Origin of the sequence: Nioella sp., from assembly GCF_965215655.1 — a bacterium.
Lineage (GTDB): Bacteria > Pseudomonadota > Alphaproteobacteria > Rhodobacterales > Rhodobacteraceae > Nioella.
Genome location: NZ_OZ244111.1, coordinates 3,790,142 through 3,806,558 on the forward strand (window position 1 = coordinate 3,790,142; position 16,417 = coordinate 3,806,558).

Annotated in this window: 17 protein-coding genes; 10 read left to right on the forward strand and 7 right to left on the reverse strand. The window is 60.9% G+C overall.

Going from position 1 to position 16,417, the window contains the following annotated elements; all coding sequences use genetic code 11:
• The first annotated feature begins 24 nt into the window (after positions 1-24).
• The 5 genes from sseA to arfB all read left to right on the forward strand — a co-directional run bounded on the left by sseA (position 25) and on the right by arfB (position 4,160).
• Entirely contained in the window at positions 25-876 is an 852-nt protein-coding gene (gene sseA / locus ACOOEX_RS18885; protein WP_420396279.1) for a 3-mercaptopyruvate sulfurtransferase, read from the forward strand.
• On the forward strand, positions 873-1,430 hold the full coding sequence (locus tag ACOOEX_RS18890) for a GNAT family N-acetyltransferase (protein ID WP_420396280.1): 558 nt from the start codon (positions 873-875) through the stop codon (positions 1,428-1,430). Before sseA ends, ACOOEX_RS18890 begins: the two co-directional genes overlap by 4 nt.
• A 10-nt stretch (positions 1,431-1,440) precedes the next feature.
• Complete coding sequence (locus tag ACOOEX_RS18895) at positions 1,441-2,625, forward strand: aromatic amino acid transaminase (protein WP_420396281.1); 1,185 nt, start codon at positions 1,441-1,443, stop codon at positions 2,623-2,625.
• A 190-nt stretch (positions 2,626-2,815) separates the two neighbouring features.
• On the forward strand, positions 2,816-3,439 hold the full coding sequence (locus ACOOEX_RS18900) for a queuosine precursor transporter (protein WP_420396282.1): 624 nt from the start codon (positions 2,816-2,818) through the stop codon (positions 3,437-3,439).
• A gap of 304 nt (positions 3,440-3,743) precedes the next feature.
• Positions 3,744-4,160 (forward strand): alternative ribosome rescue aminoacyl-tRNA hydrolase ArfB, encoded by a 417-nt coding sequence (gene arfB / locus ACOOEX_RS18905; RefSeq protein ID WP_420396283.1) that lies wholly within the window; start codon positions 3,744-3,746, stop codon positions 4,158-4,160.
• Between the two features lie 23 nt (positions 4,161-4,183).
• Here arfB and ACOOEX_RS18910 read toward each other — a convergent pair whose 3' ends face one another.
• The 3 genes from ACOOEX_RS18910 to pncB are packed head-to-tail and all read right to left on the reverse strand — an operon-like array spanning position 4,184 to position 7,047.
• Positions 4,184-5,113 carry a hypothetical protein gene (locus tag ACOOEX_RS18910; RefSeq protein ID WP_420396284.1) on the reverse strand — a complete coding sequence of 310 codons (930 nt, stop codon included), beginning with the start codon at positions 5,111-5,113 and terminating at the stop codon, positions 4,184-4,186.
• Positions 5,110-5,751, reverse strand: coding sequence for a DUF6932 family protein (locus ACOOEX_RS18915; RefSeq protein ID WP_420396285.1), 642 nt, complete (start codon positions 5,749-5,751; stop codon positions 5,110-5,112). The genes ACOOEX_RS18910 and ACOOEX_RS18915 overlap by 4 nt, the downstream gene beginning before the upstream one ends.
• 3 nt (positions 5,752-5,754) lie before the next feature.
• Positions 5,755-7,047: a nicotinate phosphoribosyltransferase gene (gene pncB / locus ACOOEX_RS18920; RefSeq protein WP_420396286.1), complete on the reverse strand. Its 1,293-nt coding sequence runs from the start codon at positions 7,045-7,047 to the stop codon at positions 5,755-5,757.
• A gap of 99 nt (positions 7,048-7,146) precedes the next feature.
• On the opposite strand from pncB, the gene ACOOEX_RS18925 reads away from it, so the two are divergent.
• From ACOOEX_RS18925 to ACOOEX_RS18945, 5 genes are all read left to right on the forward strand, one after another.
• Complete coding sequence (locus tag ACOOEX_RS18925; protein ID WP_420396287.1) at positions 7,147-8,256, forward strand: THUMP domain-containing class I SAM-dependent RNA methyltransferase; 1,110 nt, start codon at positions 7,147-7,149, stop codon at positions 8,254-8,256.
• 27 nt (positions 8,257-8,283) lie between these two features.
• A complete protein-coding gene (locus ACOOEX_RS18930) occupies positions 8,284-8,442 on the forward strand; it encodes a DUF2256 domain-containing protein (RefSeq protein WP_420396288.1) in 159 nt (52 codons plus the stop codon).
• 105 nt (positions 8,443-8,547) lie between these two features.
• The gene (locus ACOOEX_RS18935) at positions 8,548-9,342 is read left to right on the forward strand and encodes a class I SAM-dependent methyltransferase (protein ID WP_420396289.1); all 795 of its coding nucleotides are present in this window, start codon (positions 8,548-8,550) and stop codon (positions 9,340-9,342) included.
• A gap of 323 nt (positions 9,343-9,665) precedes the next feature.
• Complete coding sequence (locus tag ACOOEX_RS18940; protein ID WP_420396290.1) at positions 9,666-11,093, forward strand: amidohydrolase; 1,428 nt, start codon at positions 9,666-9,668, stop codon at positions 11,091-11,093.
• On the forward strand, positions 11,090-12,046 hold the full coding sequence (locus ACOOEX_RS18945) for a M14 family metallopeptidase (RefSeq protein ID WP_420396291.1): 957 nt from the start codon (positions 11,090-11,092) through the stop codon (positions 12,044-12,046). The genes ACOOEX_RS18940 and ACOOEX_RS18945 overlap by 4 nt, the downstream gene beginning before the upstream one ends.
• 21 nt (positions 12,047-12,067) lie before the next feature.
• Here ACOOEX_RS18945 and ACOOEX_RS18950 read toward each other — a convergent pair whose 3' ends face one another.
• Genes ACOOEX_RS18950 through ACOOEX_RS18965 form a run of 4 tightly spaced genes read right to left on the reverse strand, consistent with a single transcriptional unit; the run spans position 12,068 to position 16,312 of the window.
• Entirely contained in the window at positions 12,068-13,063 is a 996-nt protein-coding gene (locus tag ACOOEX_RS18950) for an ABC transporter ATP-binding protein (protein ID WP_420396292.1), read from the reverse strand.
• On the reverse strand, positions 13,060-14,046 hold the full coding sequence (locus ACOOEX_RS18955) for an ABC transporter ATP-binding protein (protein WP_306046090.1): 987 nt from the start codon (positions 14,044-14,046) through the stop codon (positions 13,060-13,062). The genes ACOOEX_RS18950 and ACOOEX_RS18955 overlap by 4 nt, the downstream gene beginning before the upstream one ends.
• Complete coding sequence (locus ACOOEX_RS18960; protein ID WP_420396293.1) at positions 14,043-15,338, reverse strand: ABC transporter permease; 1,296 nt, start codon at positions 15,336-15,338, stop codon at positions 14,043-14,045. Before ACOOEX_RS18960 ends, ACOOEX_RS18955 begins: the two co-directional genes overlap by 4 nt.
• Complete coding sequence (locus tag ACOOEX_RS18965; protein WP_306046089.1) at positions 15,335-16,312, reverse strand: ABC transporter permease; 978 nt, start codon at positions 16,310-16,312, stop codon at positions 15,335-15,337. Before ACOOEX_RS18965 ends, ACOOEX_RS18960 begins: the two co-directional genes overlap by 4 nt.
• Positions 16,313-16,417: the final 105 nt, after the last annotated feature.

The following is a 16,417-nucleotide window of genomic DNA, read 5'->3' on the forward strand; positions in this document are numbered from 1 at the left end:
ACCCCGTGCCTGACGGAGACCCGCATGTCCGCCGATGACCCCAAAACGCTCGTATCCACCCAGTGGCTCGCCGATCACATGAAGGACCCGGATCTGCGGATCATTGATGCGTCCTACTACCTTCCCGACATGGGCCGCGATGCGAAGGCGGAATATGACGCCGCCCACATCCCGGGCGCGCGGTTCTTCGATATCGACGATATCAGCGACTCCGTCAGCGACCTGCCCCACATGGCCCCGCCACCCGAAAAATTCATGAGCCGCATGCGCGCCATGGGTGTGGGCGACGGTCATCAGGTGGTGGTCTATGACGGCAACGGGTTGTTCTCGGCCGCACGCGTCTGGTGGCTGTTCCGGCTGATGGGCAAGACCGATATCGCCGTGCTGGATGGCGGTATTCGCAAATGGCAGGCCGAGGGCCGAGAGATCGAGGACATGCCCCCGATCGTGCGTGACCGGCACATGACCGCGCAACGCCAGGCCCATCTGGTGAAGGACGTCACGCAGGTGGCCGCCGCTGCCAAGCTCGGTGACTGGCAGATCGTGGATGCCCGAAGCGCGGGCCGCTTCCGGGGCGAAGAAGCAGAACCGCGCGAGGGTCTGCGCTCGGGCCGCATTCCGGGCTCGAAAAACGTGCATTATGCGACGCTGCTGAACGAAGACGGCACAATGAAACGCGGTGACGCCCTGCGCACGGCGTTCGAGGCGGGCGGTGTGGACCTGAACAAGCGCATCATCACCACCTGCGGCTCCGGCGTAACGGCGGCGATCCTGTCGCTTGGTCTGGAACTGCTCGGCCACAAGGACTGGGCGCTTTACGACGGGTCCTGGTCCGAATGGGGCCAGTTCGATCAACTCAAGGTCGAGGCGGGATGACCATCACCCCCGCAGGCACCGAAGTCGCCTACACGATCACCTATCTGGAGATGACCGAGGCCCCTGCCCCGGCCCCTGCGTTGCCGGATGACGTCAGGCTGGACCGGTGCGAAACGCCCCCGGTCTGGTTCTTCCTGTCACTCTATGACGCCGTCGGGCGGATGTATGAATGGGTCGACAAGTTCAACGAGGCCCCCGAGGCCGTGAAGGCCTTCGTCCAGCACCCCGATGTGACGCTCTTCGTCGCCTACCGCCATGGCTGGCCCAACGGGTTCTTCCAGCTCGACTGGCGCGAAGAAGGTGTGTGCGACCTCGCCTATTTCGGGCTGGTGCCCGAGGCCATCGGCGGCGGTATCGGCGGCACCCTGCTGCGCACCGCAATCGCAACTGGCTGGTCCCGTGAGGGCGTTGGCAAGATGACCGTCAATACCTGCACGCTGGACCATCCCCGCGCGCTCGGCCTCTACAAACGGATGGGCTTTTCCCCCGTCCGTACCGAGGATCACACCCGCATCCTGACCCGCGACCGCGACCCGTCGCAATTTCCCGCCTGAGGAGAGGCATATGTTCGAGACCCTGACCGCCCCGCAGCCCGACAAGATCATCCAGCTGATGCAGATGTTCCGCGAGGATATGCGGGCTGGGAAGGTCGATCTGGGCGTTGGCGTCTACAAGACGCCCGAGGGCAAAACCCCGGTCATGAAGGCCGTGAAGGCAGCGGAAGAACTGGTCTGGCAGACGCAGGACAGCAAGGGCTATGTCGCGCTGGCCGGCGATGCGGGATACCTGGCCGCGATGAAGGGGCTGCTCTTTTCCGACGCGGTGCCGCATACGCGACTGGCCGCTGCGGGCACACCCGGCGGCACCGGAGCCGTGCGGCAGGTGCTGGAGATGGTCAAGCGCCTGACGCCCGAGGCCACCATCTGGATCAGCGCGCCGACTTGGCCCAACCACCCGGCGATCATCAGCTATCTGGGCCTGAACATTCGCGAATACCGTTATTACGATACGGATAGCGGCGGGCTGGATCGTGCCGGGATGATGCAGGATCTGGCAGGCGTGCAGAAGGGCGACCTGATTCTCGTGCATGGCTGCTGCCACAACCCCACCGGCGTGGATCTGACGCTTGATGACTGGCGCGCGCTTGGCGATCTGTGCCTGTCGACGGGGGCGATCCCTTTCGTGGACATGGCCTATTTGGGCTTCGGTCAGGGGATCGAAGAGGATGCCGCCGGGATGCGCCTTTTGGCTGGCATGGTGCCCGAGATGCTGATTGCCGCATCCTGTTCGAAGAATTTCGGCCTCTACCGCGATCGCGTGGGCATCGCCATGGCGCTCTGTGGGGATGAGAAGGCCGCCGCAGCGACCGGCGGCATGCTGGCCTGGCTCAACCGACAGAACTTCGCCTTCCCGCCGGATCACGGTGCGCGGGCGGTGCAGACCATTCTGGGCGATCCCGGCTTGACTGATGTCTGGCGGAGCGAATTGCGCGAGATGCGCGAGGGCATGCAGGCCAATCGAGAGGCTCTGGCCGCCGAGTTGCAGCGCATCACCGGGTCTGACCGTTTTGCCTTCCTCGCTGCGCATCGCGGCATGTTCTCGCTGCCTGGGGCAAGCCTGGAGCAAGTGGAGCGGCTGCGCGAAGAGCATGGCATCTACCTCGTCTTCGACAGCCGGATGAACGTGGCGGGCCTGACTCCCGAGACGATCCCGCTGGTCGCGAAGGCTATGGCCGAGGTCATGGGCTGATAAAAATCTTCGGGAAGATTTTTCAGTCTACCCAAAATTCTTCCCGAAGAATTTTGCAGCACCAGAAGAATTTTCCTGAAAATTCTTCCATGGCGCAGGGCTTGCCATCGGCCCCCCGCCTGCGCTAAAGCGCGCCGTCCCTGCCCGTCAGGGCCAAGTCTCCGCTACCTTGTCAAAACGGACCATATACATGACCCGCTCTTATCTGCCCGGCATTCTTGCCATGGCGACCGTTGTCGTCGCCTCGAACATCCTCGTCCAGTTTCTCTTCGGCCAATGGCTGACCTGGGGGGCCTTCACCTACCCGATCGCGTTCCTCGTTACCGACGTCATGAATCGCGTCTATGGTGTTGATGTGGCTCGAAAAGTTGTTGTTTCTGGCTTCATCGTGGGTGTCATCTGCTCGCTCATTGGCACCCAGATCATGGGGGAGTTTGGCCCGCTGGTGACCCTGCGCATTGCAATTGGCTCCGGTCTTGCTTTCCTGACCGCGCAACTGCTTGATGTTGCTGTGTTTAACCGCCTGCGCGAGGGCGCTTGGTGGCGGGCGCCTTTGGCGTCTACGCTGATTGGATCGAGCGTGGATACAGCGTTATTTTTCTCTATCGCCTTCTCCGCGTCATTAACCTTTATCGAACCCGGCAATGACGTGTCCTGGGCGGGGGAGGTTCTGCCTTTGCTCGGCACCGGGCCCGAGGCGCCGCTTTGGGTGTCGCTGGCCGTCGCTGACTGGCTTGTCAAACTGTCGCTTGCTTTGGTGGCACTTGTCCCGTTCCGTGTGCTCACGGCAAAATTGACCGCACAGGTAGCATAAAAGTTTTTGACAAACACAAAATCTATGGCACCCTCCTAGTACGAGTTCACAATCAGAAAGGAGGTGCCCATGTCGAGAGAGATATTGGAGAAGTGCGTCGGGACAGTCTGGGAGGGACGCGGCTAGGCAGCCTTAGCTGCGCAATCCATCCCAGGTGGGCCTTGGTCTAACCGACCCCACCTCCTGAATTTCTCGGAAAGGGTCGCCCCCGTGGCGGCCCTTTTCTGTTAACGAATAGGGGGGGTGCCATGCGTACACCCCCCGTACACCCCCTGTACACCCCCCGTGCATACGGAAAAACGACATGCTGAGGATCACCGACCAGATCACCATCGCCGATTGGGAGCTGACGGAACAGTTCACCCGCGCCTCCGGCCCCGGCGGGCAGAACGTGAACAAGGTGTCCACGGCGGTGGAATTGCGGTTCGAGGCGGAGCGGTCCCCGAACCTGCCCGACCCGGTCAAACGGCGGCTGAAACGGCTGGCCGGTCAGCGCTGGACCAAGGACGGCGCGGTGGTGATCTTCGTGCAGGAGACGCGGAGCCAGGCGCGGAACCGAGAGATCGCGCGGGAGCGGCTGGCGGAGCTGATCGGGCGGGCAACGGTGGCGCCGAAAAAACGCCGCCCGACCCGGCCCACCAAGGGCAGCATAGAGCGGCGCCTCAAGGCCAAGAAGGCACGGGGGGAGGTGAAGCGGTTGAGGGGGGAGACGGGGGAGTAGGTGAGAGGCTAAGCTTAGAGTTGTCACCCCTCATATGAATTGATGTCCGATATGTCGTCGAGTGATTCCAACAGATATCTAGGCCGTCCCTGACCGACCTGCATTACCGAAAACTTCGCTCTTACCAATCTCTGGAGGAGTTCGACTATCTGATTAGGGTTTTCGATTTCCGGAGATAGTCTACCCCGAAACACATCCTTGGAGGCCGTTTCAAATTCGAAATTGCGACTTTTTGGAAGAACTCCGATGAATGCTCCCGTGTGCTCCTCGTCGTACTCTCTAATATTTTCTTCCCGTAGCCTAACGGCAGAACTAGAGAGGGTGTCAACGTCCGGATAGCGAAAGAAGTCAGTTCCAACCTCCAGACTCACAACTGTGTTGCTGCTTGCTACAAGGTTGAGAAAATCAGAAACTTTGCGAACCGCTCTTGGGTGAACCTTCTCAACGATCTCGGCGATCTCATCGTCTGATCCCGTTGCAGAAGTTTCCATGAGTTTCAGGATGTCCTTTAGTGCGCCTTCCTCAAGGGTTTCACCTTCAAATAATAGATCAGGCTCGAGTTCGGGAAGCTCGAGTTGAAAACCAAATGACCCGGCAGCGGTGCCCACGATAAGCAACTCATGATCTGATCTTGCAGGAATCGGCCCCATATAGCGTAGATTCTCTTTGACTCCTGCCACAACCGCTGAATAGGCATCGGAAAAACTCTTCGCCACCTTTCCGCCAAATGTTGCGCGTATTCCATGACTGCCATCTACCTGCTCACCTCGAAACAGAAGTTTGCTCGTAGGTCGCACGCACTCAAGCGGTAAGTCATCGAGCTTTTTACGCAAAGTCTCCAGCCTTTGCTCAAGGCCATATCTTTCAATATTGGCCTCGCGTGGAATTATCTCCAACATTTCTGAAATCTGATTGATCTCGGATTCGATACTGTTGCGTTTTGGGCTACTCATGAAAGCCCTCTTGATTTGCAAACTTGATCTAGGCGCTGTTTAACATTTGTATCTTCGCTTGGGTCGAGGGATATCTGGACAAAGCCTTTCCAAAGGCCATCTTTTTTCCTGTGAGACCACAGACTATACCAGTACGACGTCATTTGCACCTGCCATGGCATGAAAGCACCGCCAAGGGTCATATAGTAAGGATCGACGTAGTAAGTTTTCTTGGCCAGGTCAAAGTCCGTCAGATCGGCTCTACTTGCGAGGGACACGCTGAGATTATTGCCTGTCGGAGGATTGGCAAATGTAACGACGTCAATATCCCCTGGGTCGCGCGGCCCACTTGCTTCGATTAACTCTAAAAAACTTCCGTCTAGCCACTGAAAACCATCCACAATTCCCAGATTTTGAATCTCCTTTCTATACGCCAGAAATCCATTTAGGATCTTGTATCTCGCTATGGAGGTGCAAAACCGCTCACAAAAGTACATTAAGTCTGATTTGTAAGGAGACCGGTCAGGAGAATGACCTGGCTGGCCAGGTCGAATTGGTGGGATGACACCGTAAACGTTCCAGTTTGGTACTGTCACTTCTGAAACCCAATAGTAACGAAAAACTGTGGAAAGCCTATTTGTGTCGAAGCCACCAAGCAAGCCCTAAACCACAACCTCCACCCGTTCCTGCTCGCCCACCCCGAACACTCGCTTGTACCGAAGAATCTCGTCCTCCGGCCCCATGGCCTTCTCGGGGTTGTCCGAGAGCTTCACCGTGGGCCGCCCGTTGGCTGCCACCGCCTTGCACACCAGAGAAAACGGCGCCAGCGCGTCATTCGGGACCAGCCCGCGGAAATCATTGGTCAGCAGCGTGCCCCAGCCAAAGGACACCCGCACGCGGCCTGCGAACTGGGCCTGAAGCTCCTCTATCTTTTCCACGTCCAGCCCGTCGGAGAAGATGACGAGTTTCTGGCGCGGGTCCTCGCCGCGCGACCGCCACCAGTCGATGGCGATCTCGGCCCCCGTCGCAGGGTCGCCTGAATCGATGCGGATGCCGGTCCAGCCCGCCAGCCAGTCGGGGGCGTTTTTCAGGAAGCCCTCGGTCCCGTAGGTGTCGGGCAGGATGATGCGCAGGTTGCCCGAATGCTCCTCATGCCAGTCGGCCAGCACGTCATAGGGCGCGCGGGCGAGGTCGGCGTCGGTTTCGGTCAGCGCGGCGTAGACCATGGGCAGTTCATGGGCGTTCGTCCCGATGGCCTCGATATCGCGCTTCATGGCGATGAGGCAGTTGGAGGTGCCAACGAATTTCTCGCCCAGCCCTTCCATCATCGCCTGCACGCACCAGTCCTGCCACAGGTAGGAATGGCGGCGGCGGGTGCCGAAATCGGCGATGCGCAGGTCGGGCAGGTGGCGCAGGCGTTCGACCTTCTGCCACAGATGCGTCATGGCGCGGGCGTAGAGCACTTGCAGTTCGAACTTGCCCATATGTTGCAGAACGGCGCGGCCCCGGAGTTCCATGAGGACGGCGAGGGCCGGGATTTCCCACAGCATGACCTCGGGCCAGTTGCCTTCGAAGGTCAGCTCATACTGGCCGTCGCGCTTTTCGAGGTGGTAGGCGGGCAGGCGCAGCTTCTCGAACCAGTCCATGAATTCGGGCGTGAACATCTGGCGCTTGCCATAGAACATGTTGCCGCGCATCCAGGTGCTTTCCCCGCGGGAGAGGGAGAGCGAGCGGATGTGGTCCAGCTGTTCGCGCAGCTCGCCCTCGTCGATGAGCTCGGCCAGCGGAATGCGCGTGGTGCGGTTGATCAGGCTGAAGGTCACCTGCGTGTCGGGTTTGTTTCGGAACACCGACTGGCACATCAGCAGCTTGTAGAAATCCGTGTCGATCAGGGACCGGACGATCGGGTCGATCTTCCACTTGTGGTTGTAGACGCGGGTGGCGATGTCGACCATTTCTCAAACTCCTGTGCGCATGGGACGTTAGAGCAAAGCAGGCGGGGGGAGGGCAAGGTTTCTCTGTGACAGGGCCGGGAAAGAGGATAGGGGACGGGTATGACCGACACGTTCGATATCTTTCTGGTGGCCCCGCCGGGGCTTGAGGGCACTCTGGCAGAGGAGGCGCGCGAGGCGGGGTTCTCTGCCGTCAATGCGGTGCCGGGCGGGGTGGAGATCAGGGGCGATTGGCCCGAGGTCTGGAGGGCGAACCTCGTGCTACGCGGACCGGCGCGGGTGCTGGTCCGGGTGGCGGCGTTTCGGGCAATGCATCTGGCGCAGCTCGACAAGCGGTCGCGCAAGGTGGACTGGGCCGGGCTGTTGCGGGCAGACCTGCCGGTGAAGGTGGAGGCCACCTGCAAACGGTCGAAGATCTACCACGCCAAGGCCGCTGTGCAACGGGTGAGCCGAGCCATCAATGAAACGCTCGGATGTCCGATCAGCAATGAGGCCGAGATCGTGGTGAAGGTGCGTATCGACGATGACCACTGCACCATCAGCCTCGATACGACCGGCGAGGCGCTGCACAAACGCGGGCATAAACCCGCCGTGGGCAAAGCCCCGATGCGGGAGAACCTGGCGGCGCTGTTCCTGCGGCAATGCGGGTTTGACGGGACGGAACCGGTGGTCGATCCGATGTGCGGGTCGGGGACATTTCCGATCGAGGCGGCAGAGATTGCAAGCGGGCTGTATCCGGGCCGATCTCGGGGCTTTGCCTTCGAGGGGCTGGCCGGGTTCGATCCGGGGGCCTTTGCGGCAATGAAGGCGAGGGCCAAAGTGGTCACACCGAAGGCCCGGTTCTACGGCTATGACCGCGATGCGGGCGCGGTGAAGAACGCCACCGAGAACGCCGAGCGCACGGGTGTCGGGGCCTTTTGCCAGTTTGCCCGGCAGGCCGTCAGCGATCTTGAACCGCCCGAGGGACCGCCGGGTCTGGTGATCGTCAATCCGCCCTATGGCGAGCGGATCGGCAACCGCAAGCTTCTGTTTTCCGTCTACGGCGCGCTTGGCAAGACCTTGCTGGACCGCTTCAGCGGCTGGCGCGTGGGGCTGGTGACCAGCGATGGCGGGCTGGCAAAGGCGACCGGGCTGCCCTGGTTGCCGACAGAACCGCCGGTTGCCCATGGCGGGCTGAAGGTGACGCTGTGGCGGACGGGGCCTCTGGCCTGATCCCCTGCCCGCCCTGCCTGCGCGGCCATGGCCCAAGAGAAACCCCATCTGCCGACCAAGACCTGCGCCACCTGCGGGCGCCCGATTGCGTGGCGGATGAACTGGGTGAAGGTCCGGGACGGGGTGATCCGTTGCCCGGATCGGTGCCGGAAGACGCGCCGGTTGCAGATCTTGCCCCGCTGGTGATGAGCGCTGAATCGCACCGCCTTCGTTTGCAGGTTTTCTGGCATAGTTGATATGACATCCTTGGTGACAAGATCATGTTTGGAACGGATCCTCAGGAGACCGGATGTGCCGATTGTCAAAGCGAAGAACCCGGTTGACGCCTATCGCGCATGGGCGTCGGCATCAGATGTCAGTGAGCTGAGTGGCCGCGCCCATCGGCGCTACCTGACGGAGTTCGTTTCCGAACGTATCCTCTCGGCGGTGAAGCTGCGCGAGGAGGCTTCGCTTCTGGATGTCGGGTGCGGTGACGGAACATTGCTGATCATGGCGCGCCGATCCGGTGCACGTGGTCGTCTGGCCGGTGTGTTGCCCTCGTCTGAAGAGGTCGACCGGGTGCGGCACCGTCTGGACAGCGAACATCCGGGCAGTTCGATCGCAGTAACGCAAGGTTTTGCCGACGCGCTGCCCGTCCCGGATGGCTCGGTCGACTGCCTTGTCTGCAACGGGGTTCTGCACATCGTGGGGTCGGAAGAGGAAAGCGTGGGCAGGGCCATCGAGGAGATCGCCCGCGTGACTGTTGCGGGCGGGACAATCTATATCGGTGAGGTGCCGGACCAAGACGAATTCGCCGGAGAGGATTATGGTTCCACCCTGCTGGATTACCTGCGCGGCGTGTATCGTCACCAGGGCTTTGGACATCTTCTGAAAGCTCTGCTCAGACTGCTGGCGTCCATCCTTGGGTCGAGGCCGTTCGTTTACGGAGTCTATTCGTGCTATTTCTGCCCCCCGGAGACATTCACCAAGCTCCTGGAACGGCACGGCATTCAGGTTGAAAGCCACGCAAGGCATCAAGTCCTGAAACGAAAGGGCCGCGTCGTCGATAGCCCCAGCCGGTGGAACTACCTGTGTCGGAAGACCTGAACGCTGGCCACCTGGCCGTTGCTTTGCGCGCCGGGGCCGGGTGCGCGCGGGTCCGTTGAATGACGCTGCGGTCTGTCGAGTTGCCCAGGTTGGAATCGAAGGAACAAACCTGCGACTGACTGCAGGAGGAGAAGACTGACCTGACGGAGCCGCCTTGGAGGATCAGGTTGACTGCGCAGGATCGCTTGACGCAAGCCCGCGTTCCTGAACTCTCGGGCGTGGTAGTCCCCATGACGCGATGAGTTCGAGACGCACTGGATACTTGCCAACTGCCATCGACCGTGGGAGCCTCTTTCATCGGATCGGTCGGTGGGAGAGCAGCGATGCAGAATTCAAACGTTATCTGGGAAAAGGTGGATCAGCACAAGGAGGACCTGATTACACTGTCGGATCGTGTCTTTGACATGCCGGAAACCCTATACAACGAGTACCGTTCCGTTGCTGAACACAAGGCGATGCTTGCACAGAAGGGTTTTCGAATAACCGAAGACGCTGCTGGCATTCCGACGGCCATCATGGGCGAGGCCGGTGAAGAAGGACCGGTCATTGCGATACTCGGCGAGTTCGATGCGCTGCCTTATCTCAGCCAGGAGCCCGGTGTTGCAGAACCACGCCCTCAGGAAGCCGGCGGAAACGGCCATGGCTGTGGACATAACCTGTTGGGCGCTGCCGCCCTGCTTGCCGCGACGGCCGTCAAGGACTGGATAGAGGATAACGGAATCAAGGCACGGGTCCGCTATTATGGATGCCCGGCGGAAGAGGGCGGTGCGGCCAAGGCCTTCATGGTGCGTGACGGGCTGTTCGACGATGTCGATGCGGCGATCTCCTGGCATCCGGCCACGTTTACCGCCGTGAACCGGGCAAACTCGCTGGCCAACACCCGGATCGACTTCACCTTCCACGGAAAGGCAGCACATGCCGCAGGCGCGCCCGAACTGGGTCGCAGCGCGCTGGACGCCGTGGAACTGATGAATGTCGGCATCAACTACATGCGTGAACACATGCCCGACGATGCGCGCGTTCACTATGCCTATCTCGACGCAGGCGGGGTTGCCCCCAATGTGGTGCAGCACCGGGCCACCGTTCGGCAACTTGTCCGCGCCTCGGACTTGCCCGGACTTCGATCGCTGATCGAGCGGGTCAAGAAGATCGCCGAAGGCGCCGCCCTGATGACCGAGACTCGCGTCGAATCCCGCGTCTTTACCGGGGTATCGAACCTGATCGGCAACCGACCTCTGGAGGAGGCCATGCAGGTGGAGATGGAACGTTTGGGTCCGGTTGCCTTTGACGAGGCTGACGCGGCTTTCGCCAGAGAGATTCAACAAACGCTGACTGCAGACGATATCGCGGTGTCCTTCCGGCGCGTCGGCATGCCGGCACCGGACGAAAGCCTGGCCCTTTGCGATTTCGTGGCGCCGCTGGATCTCAAGGGTGAGGGCGGAGAGGGATCAACCGATGTCGGGGATGTCAGCTGGACCGTACCCACTGTTCAGGCCCGCGTTGCAACCTGCGCGGTCGGCACGCCGTTTCACACCTGGCAAACGGTTGCGCAGGGCAAGGCTCCGGCTGCGCATAAGGGTATGGTCTATGCCGCCAAGGTCATGGCGGCCACGGCCAAACGGGTGATCGAGGATCCTGCCCTGCTTGCAAGGGCAAAGGAGCTGCACGCAGCCCATCTTAAGAAGACGCCTTATGTTTGCCCGCTTCCCGATGGGGTCGAACCGCCGATCGTGCCAAGGCCCGCCGCATGAGCGCGACCGACCCCAACAAGTACCCGATCGAGCTGCCCTTCCCCGACATCTCACCCTACCGGGTCGGCAACACCGGCGTTGACTATTACACCAGCTTTGACAGCGGCGTGGCGGGGCCGCACGTCCTGATCAATGCCCTTGTCCACGGCAACGAGGTCTGCGGGGTCATCGCGCTGGACCATCTGTTCCGGTCTGGCGTCCGACCCATGAAGGGCACGTTGACGCTCGGATTTTCCAATGTCGCGGCCTATGAGGCCTTTGACAGGGACGATCCGATGGCAAGCCGGTTTCTGGACGAGGACATGAACAGGGTCTGGGATACGGACACGCTGGAGGGGGATCGCAGCTCGTGCGAACTGGATCGCGCCCGCCAGATCCGCCCCCTGATCGACACGGTGGATATCCTGTTCGACGTGCATTCGATGCAGCACAAGACGGCCCCGGTGATCGTGGCCGGGCCGCTGGACAAAAGCACCGCCATGTCAAGGCAACTCGGAACGCCGGAGATTATCGTGGCCGATACCGGCCATGCTGCGGGGCGACGGTTACGCGACTATGGGGGCTTTGGCGATCCCGGCAGCCCCAAAACCGCGGTGCTGATCGAATGCGGCCAACACTGGGAAGCAGCGGCGGGGCCGGTCGCGATCGACAGTGTGTATCGCTGGCTGCTGCTGCACGGGATGATCGCGCCCGAGACGGCAGAGCCCAATCTCTTGCCCCTGCCGGCTGCACAGCGCGTGGTGAAGGTCGAGATGCCGGTCACGGTCGAGACCGACTGCTTCGAATTCGCACAGCCCTTCACGGGTCTGGAAACGCTCGCCAAAGGGGATCTGATCGGCATGGACGGAGACAAGGAAATCCGCGCGCCGCATGATGGCTGCGTTCTGATCATGCCAAGCCGCAGGCTGACCCCTGGCGCAACCGCGGTTCGACTGGGGCAGTGGGTGGACTAGACTTGTGCCCCGGCTCTGGCCTTATCCATCGTTCAGGTGGCAGGCGCTGGTGCGGCCGGGTGAGATTTCCTTCAGCTCGGGCACCTCGATCCGACAGCGTTCGGTGGCATGGGGGCAGCGCGGATGGAAATGGCATCCCTTGGGCGGATCAAGCGGGGACGGGATTTCCCCCTTGATCGGTGCGTAGATCCGTCGATCCGTTTCAAGGCGTGGCGCCTCTATCAGCAGGGCCTGTGTGTAGGGATGGTTTGGTGCCGCGAACAGCTCTTCCGTCGGTGCCGTTTCGACGACCCGTCCCAGATACATGATCACCACGCGGTCGCTGAGATGCTCGACCACCCCGAGATCGTGGCTGATGAAGAGATATGTCAGCCCCAGATCCTCGCGCAGGTCCATGAACAGGTTCAGAACCTGAGCCTGAATCGACACGTCGAGCGCGGCGACGGCTTCGTCGCAGACGATGAAATCCGGCTGCACGGCAAGGGCGCGCGCGATGCCGATACGCTGGCGCTGGCCGCCGGAAAACTGATGCGGGTACCGATGACGATAGGACGGATCAAGGCCCACCCGCTGCATGGTCATCGCCACGTAATCCTCGACCTCACCGCGTTTGATCAGGCCATGGAAAAGGGGGGCCTCGCTAATGATGTCGGACACTTTCAGGCGCGGATTGAGGCTGCTCATGGGATCCTGAAAGATCATCTGGACCTTCAACCGGCTTTCCAGCAAGTCCTTGCCACGCAGGGTTCGCACATCCTGTCCGAGATACCGGATAATCCCGTCAGAGGGTTGATGGACCCCCGCCACGCAGCGGCCAAGCGTGCTTTTCCCGCAGCCGCTTTCCCCGACCAGACCCACCACTTCCCCCGGCATGATCGACAGGTTCACGCTGTCCACCGCGTGCACCGTGTGTTCCTCGACCTTGGCCCCGAGGCGGCGGGCGAATTTCTCGGCAATGTCGAGCTTCTTCACAAACCGTTTGGACACGTCTTCCAGTTCAATGATCGGAGTGGTCATGCCGCCGTCCCCCGGTCCTGTCCGACGCCAAGGGGATGATGACACCGGACCAGGTGATCGCCCTCGGGCGTGGTGGCGTCGGGTGCTGCTGCACAGGCCTCGCTGGCGCGGTCGCATCTTGGCCGGAACGCGCAACCGGCCGGAAGGTTCATCGGCAAGGGCGCCATCCCCCGGATCTGGGTCAGCCGCGTGCCACGCGCGTTCCGGGACGGGGCAGAGCCGATCAGGCCGGAAGTGTAGGGATGGAAAGGCCGGTTCACGACCTCTTCGGTGGTGCCCATTTCCACGATCCGCCCCGCATACATCACCGCCACCCGGTTCGCGAGGCCAGCCACCACCGCAAGGTCATGGGTGACCCAGATCATCGCCGTGTTGTGTTCGGCCACGAGTTTCTGCACTTCGTAGAGGATCTGCGCCTGGATGGTGACATCAAGCGCCGTCGTGGGCTCGTCCGCGATGATCAGGTCCGGCTGATGCAGAAGGGCAATCGCGATGGCCACACGCTGACGCATACCGCCCGAGAACTGGTGCGGATAGCTTTTCAGACGCTCATCCGGACTGGGAATGCCGACCTGCCCCAAGACGTCCCGGCACCTTTGCCGCGCATCCTCATCCGTCCATTTTCCGTGCGCCCTCAGTGCCTCGATCATCTGGGTATCGACCCTGAGGACGGGATTGAGCGTCATCATCGGATCCTGAAAGATCATCGCGATCCGGCGTCCGCGCAGGTCGCGCATCTTCGGTTCTGGCAATGCCACCAGATCCTGACCATCGAAGCGGATGGACCCTTCCACGATCCGGCCGGGCTGATCGACCAGACCCATGATCGAAAAGCCCGTCACGGATTTTCCCGAACCGCTCTCTCCCACGATGCCGAGGATCTCGCCCCGGTCGAGATCGAACGAGACACCGTCAACGGACTTCACAACGCCCGCCTTGGTGAAGAAATGGGTTCTCAGGTTGTCGATGCTCAGCAGGCTCATCGGTTCAGCCTCGGGTTCAGGATATCACGCAAACGGTCCCCCACAAGGTTGATGGCGATGATCGTGATCAGCAGCGCGATGCCGGGATAGACGCTGATCCAGTACCGACCGGACAGCATGTATTCAAAGCCGTTCGAGATCAGCAGGCCAAGGCTTGGTTCTGTCACCGGCAAGCCGATCCCAAGGAATGACAAGGTCGCCTCCAGCGCAATCGCATTTGCCACCTGCACGGTCGCGACGACGATGATCGGCGGCAGGCAGTTCGGCAGCAGATGCCGGAAGATGACCCGAGTCTTGGACAGGGCGAGGCACTGAGCGGCCTCCACATATTCCTTGCTGCGCTCAACTAGGGCCACGGATCTGGCAGTTCGCGCGAAGTAGGCCCATTGCACGATTACAAGTGCCAGCATGACCTTCTCGACCCCTGAGCCAAGGATTGCGAGCAGCATCAGGGCCACAAGGATTGTTGGGAAGCTGAGCTGAAGATCGACGATGCGCATGATCACGGTTTCGATCTTGCCGCCGAAAAAAGCGGCAATCATGCCGAGGCTCAGGCCGATGACCATGGCGAAAAAGCAGGAGACGACACCGACAGCAAGGCTGGTCCGCAGGCCATACATGATCGCCGACAGCATGTCGCGACCCTGCCCGTCGGTCCCGAGCCAATAGGTCATGATCGTCTCGCCTTCGGTTCCGTGGACGGCCAACTCCAGCTCGAAGGGCTGATCCAGGGCACGGTCGGAGGAGATCGTGAATTCCTCAAGATCCGCGGGCTCGACAGTCCAGAACGACCGGAAACTATGCTTCTCCCCGACATTGAGATCCGCGCCACGCGGCAATTCGTCGAGCCGCAGCGGCTCAAGCGGAACGCTGTCCAGTGCCGGGTCGAAGACAAGGCGAACCACCACGGCATTTTCGTCGCTAACCGGCGTCCAGGACAGCACCGCGCCATCGAAGGGGGCCTCATCCGGAAAGGTGATCTCGGTTCGACCTTCGGCCGTCGGGTCAATGGCGAGGATCAGATCGGTTTCCCACGGGTCGGTCATCCGAAGGGAGCCGGGTGGCTGACGGCTGTCCTCAAGTCGGATTTCGGACAGATCGTAGGGGTTCTGGGGCGCGATGACAGTCGCAAGGATCGCTATCGAGACGATACACAGCAAGATCACCAGCCCGAGCACAGCAAGCGGGCTTTCAACGAAATCCCGTGCGATACGCACCGCAGGGGGCACCGGTTTGACCGGTTTCTGGTCGGGGGCCGACGCGGTGCCGGGGTCGATCTCGATGCTGCTCATGCCTTTTGGTCCGAAAGCCGGACGCGCGGGTCCAGAATTGCATAGAGGATGTCCACGATGAGGTTGATTGTGATGAAAAGGCACACAATCACGATGAGATAGGCGACGATCACCGGTCGGTCGAGCTGGAAGATGCTGTCGATGATGAGCTTGCCCATACCGGGCCAGGCGAACACCGTCTCGGTCACGACGGCGAAGGCGATGACCGAGCCGAATTCCAGGCCGATGATGGTGACAAGCGGAATCATGATGTTCTTGAGGACATGCAGGCCAATGACGCGACGGGGGCGAAGCCCCTTCGCTCGGGCGAATTTCACATAGTCCAGATTGATCGTCTCACGCACCGAGGCGCGGGTCAGGCGAATGACGAGACTTGTCTTGAACAGGGCCAGATTGATCGCCGGAAGGATCAGATGGCTTATCCCATCCCAGGAAAAGAAACTGCTTTCTATCCCGAGGAATTCACCGCGCTCCCCCCGGCCACCGGCGGGCAGCCACTGAAGGATCACGGCAAACAGCATGATAAGCATCAAGCCTTGCCAGAAATTGGGCAGCGAGAACCCGAAGATCGAACCGGTCATGATTGTCCGGCCAGCGATGCTTTCGGGTTTCAGGCCTGCATAGAGACCCAGTGGAACCCCTATGAAAATCGCAAGGATCATCGCGCAGATGGCAAGTTCCATCGTCGCCGGAAAGCGTTGCAGCACCAGTTGCAGGGCGGGTTCGCCAAAGACGAAACTGGTGCCCAGATCGCCCCTGACAAGATTGCCCAGAAAGGCGAGATATTGTTCGGGCAGACTTCTATCGAGTCCGAGCCGGGCGATGGCGGCTGCCCGCTCTGCCTCGGTGGCGTCCTGGCTGATGAGAATTTCAACCGGATTGCCGATTGCATAAACCCCCGCGAACACGAGAACCGTCATGACAAGGATGACGAGGATGCTCTGCATCAATCGGCGGATGATGAAAACCGTCATGGTCGCAGATCTGTCCCTAACGTGGCCCCATCGAGAACCGAGGAGACTCAGCAGTCGTTTGGCAAGGGACGGGCGGAGGGCTGAAACCCTCCGCCCGCATCAGGT

Coding starts and splice junctions, on each gene's coding strand:
- ACOOEX_RS18890 (WP_420396280.1), top strand. CDS start 873: ATGACCATCACCCCCGCAGGCACCGAAGTCGCCTACACGATCACCTAT.
- ACOOEX_RS18940 (WP_420396290.1), top strand. CDS start 9,666: ATGCAGAATTCAAACGTTATCTGGGAAAAGGTGGATCAGCACAAGGAG.
- ACOOEX_RS18895 (WP_420396281.1), top strand. CDS start 1,441: ATGTTCGAGACCCTGACCGCCCCGCAGCCCGACAAGATCATCCAGCTG.
- ACOOEX_RS18925 (WP_420396287.1), top strand. CDS start 7,147: ATGACCGACACGTTCGATATCTTTCTGGTGGCCCCGCCGGGGCTTGAG.
- pncB (WP_420396286.1), bottom strand. CDS start 7,047: ATGGTCGACATCGCCACCCGCGTCTACAACCACAAGTGGAAGATCGAC.
- ACOOEX_RS18930 (WP_420396288.1), top strand. CDS start 8,284: ATGGCCCAAGAGAAACCCCATCTGCCGACCAAGACCTGCGCCACCTGC.
- ACOOEX_RS18960 (WP_420396293.1), bottom strand. CDS start 15,338: ATGAGCAGCATCGAGATCGACCCCGGCACCGCGTCGGCCCCCGACCAG.
- sseA (WP_420396279.1), top strand. CDS start 25: ATGTCCGCCGATGACCCCAAAACGCTCGTATCCACCCAGTGGCTCGCC.
- ACOOEX_RS18955 (WP_306046090.1), bottom strand. CDS start 14,046: ATGAGCCTGCTGAGCATCGACAACCTGAGAACCCATTTCTTCACCAAG.
- ACOOEX_RS18965 (WP_306046089.1), bottom strand. CDS start 16,312: ATGACGGTTTTCATCATCCGCCGATTGATGCAGAGCATCCTCGTCATC.
- ACOOEX_RS18910 (WP_420396284.1), bottom strand. CDS start 5,113: ATGAGTAGCCCAAAACGCAACAGTATCGAATCCGAGATCAATCAGATT.
- ACOOEX_RS18945 (WP_420396291.1), top strand. CDS start 11,090: ATGAGCGCGACCGACCCCAACAAGTACCCGATCGAGCTGCCCTTCCCC.
- arfB (WP_420396283.1), top strand. CDS start 3,744: ATGCTGAGGATCACCGACCAGATCACCATCGCCGATTGGGAGCTGACG.
- ACOOEX_RS18900 (WP_420396282.1), top strand. CDS start 2,816: ATGACCCGCTCTTATCTGCCCGGCATTCTTGCCATGGCGACCGTTGTC.
- ACOOEX_RS18950 (WP_420396292.1), bottom strand. CDS start 13,063: ATGACCACTCCGATCATTGAACTGGAAGACGTGTCCAAACGGTTTGTG.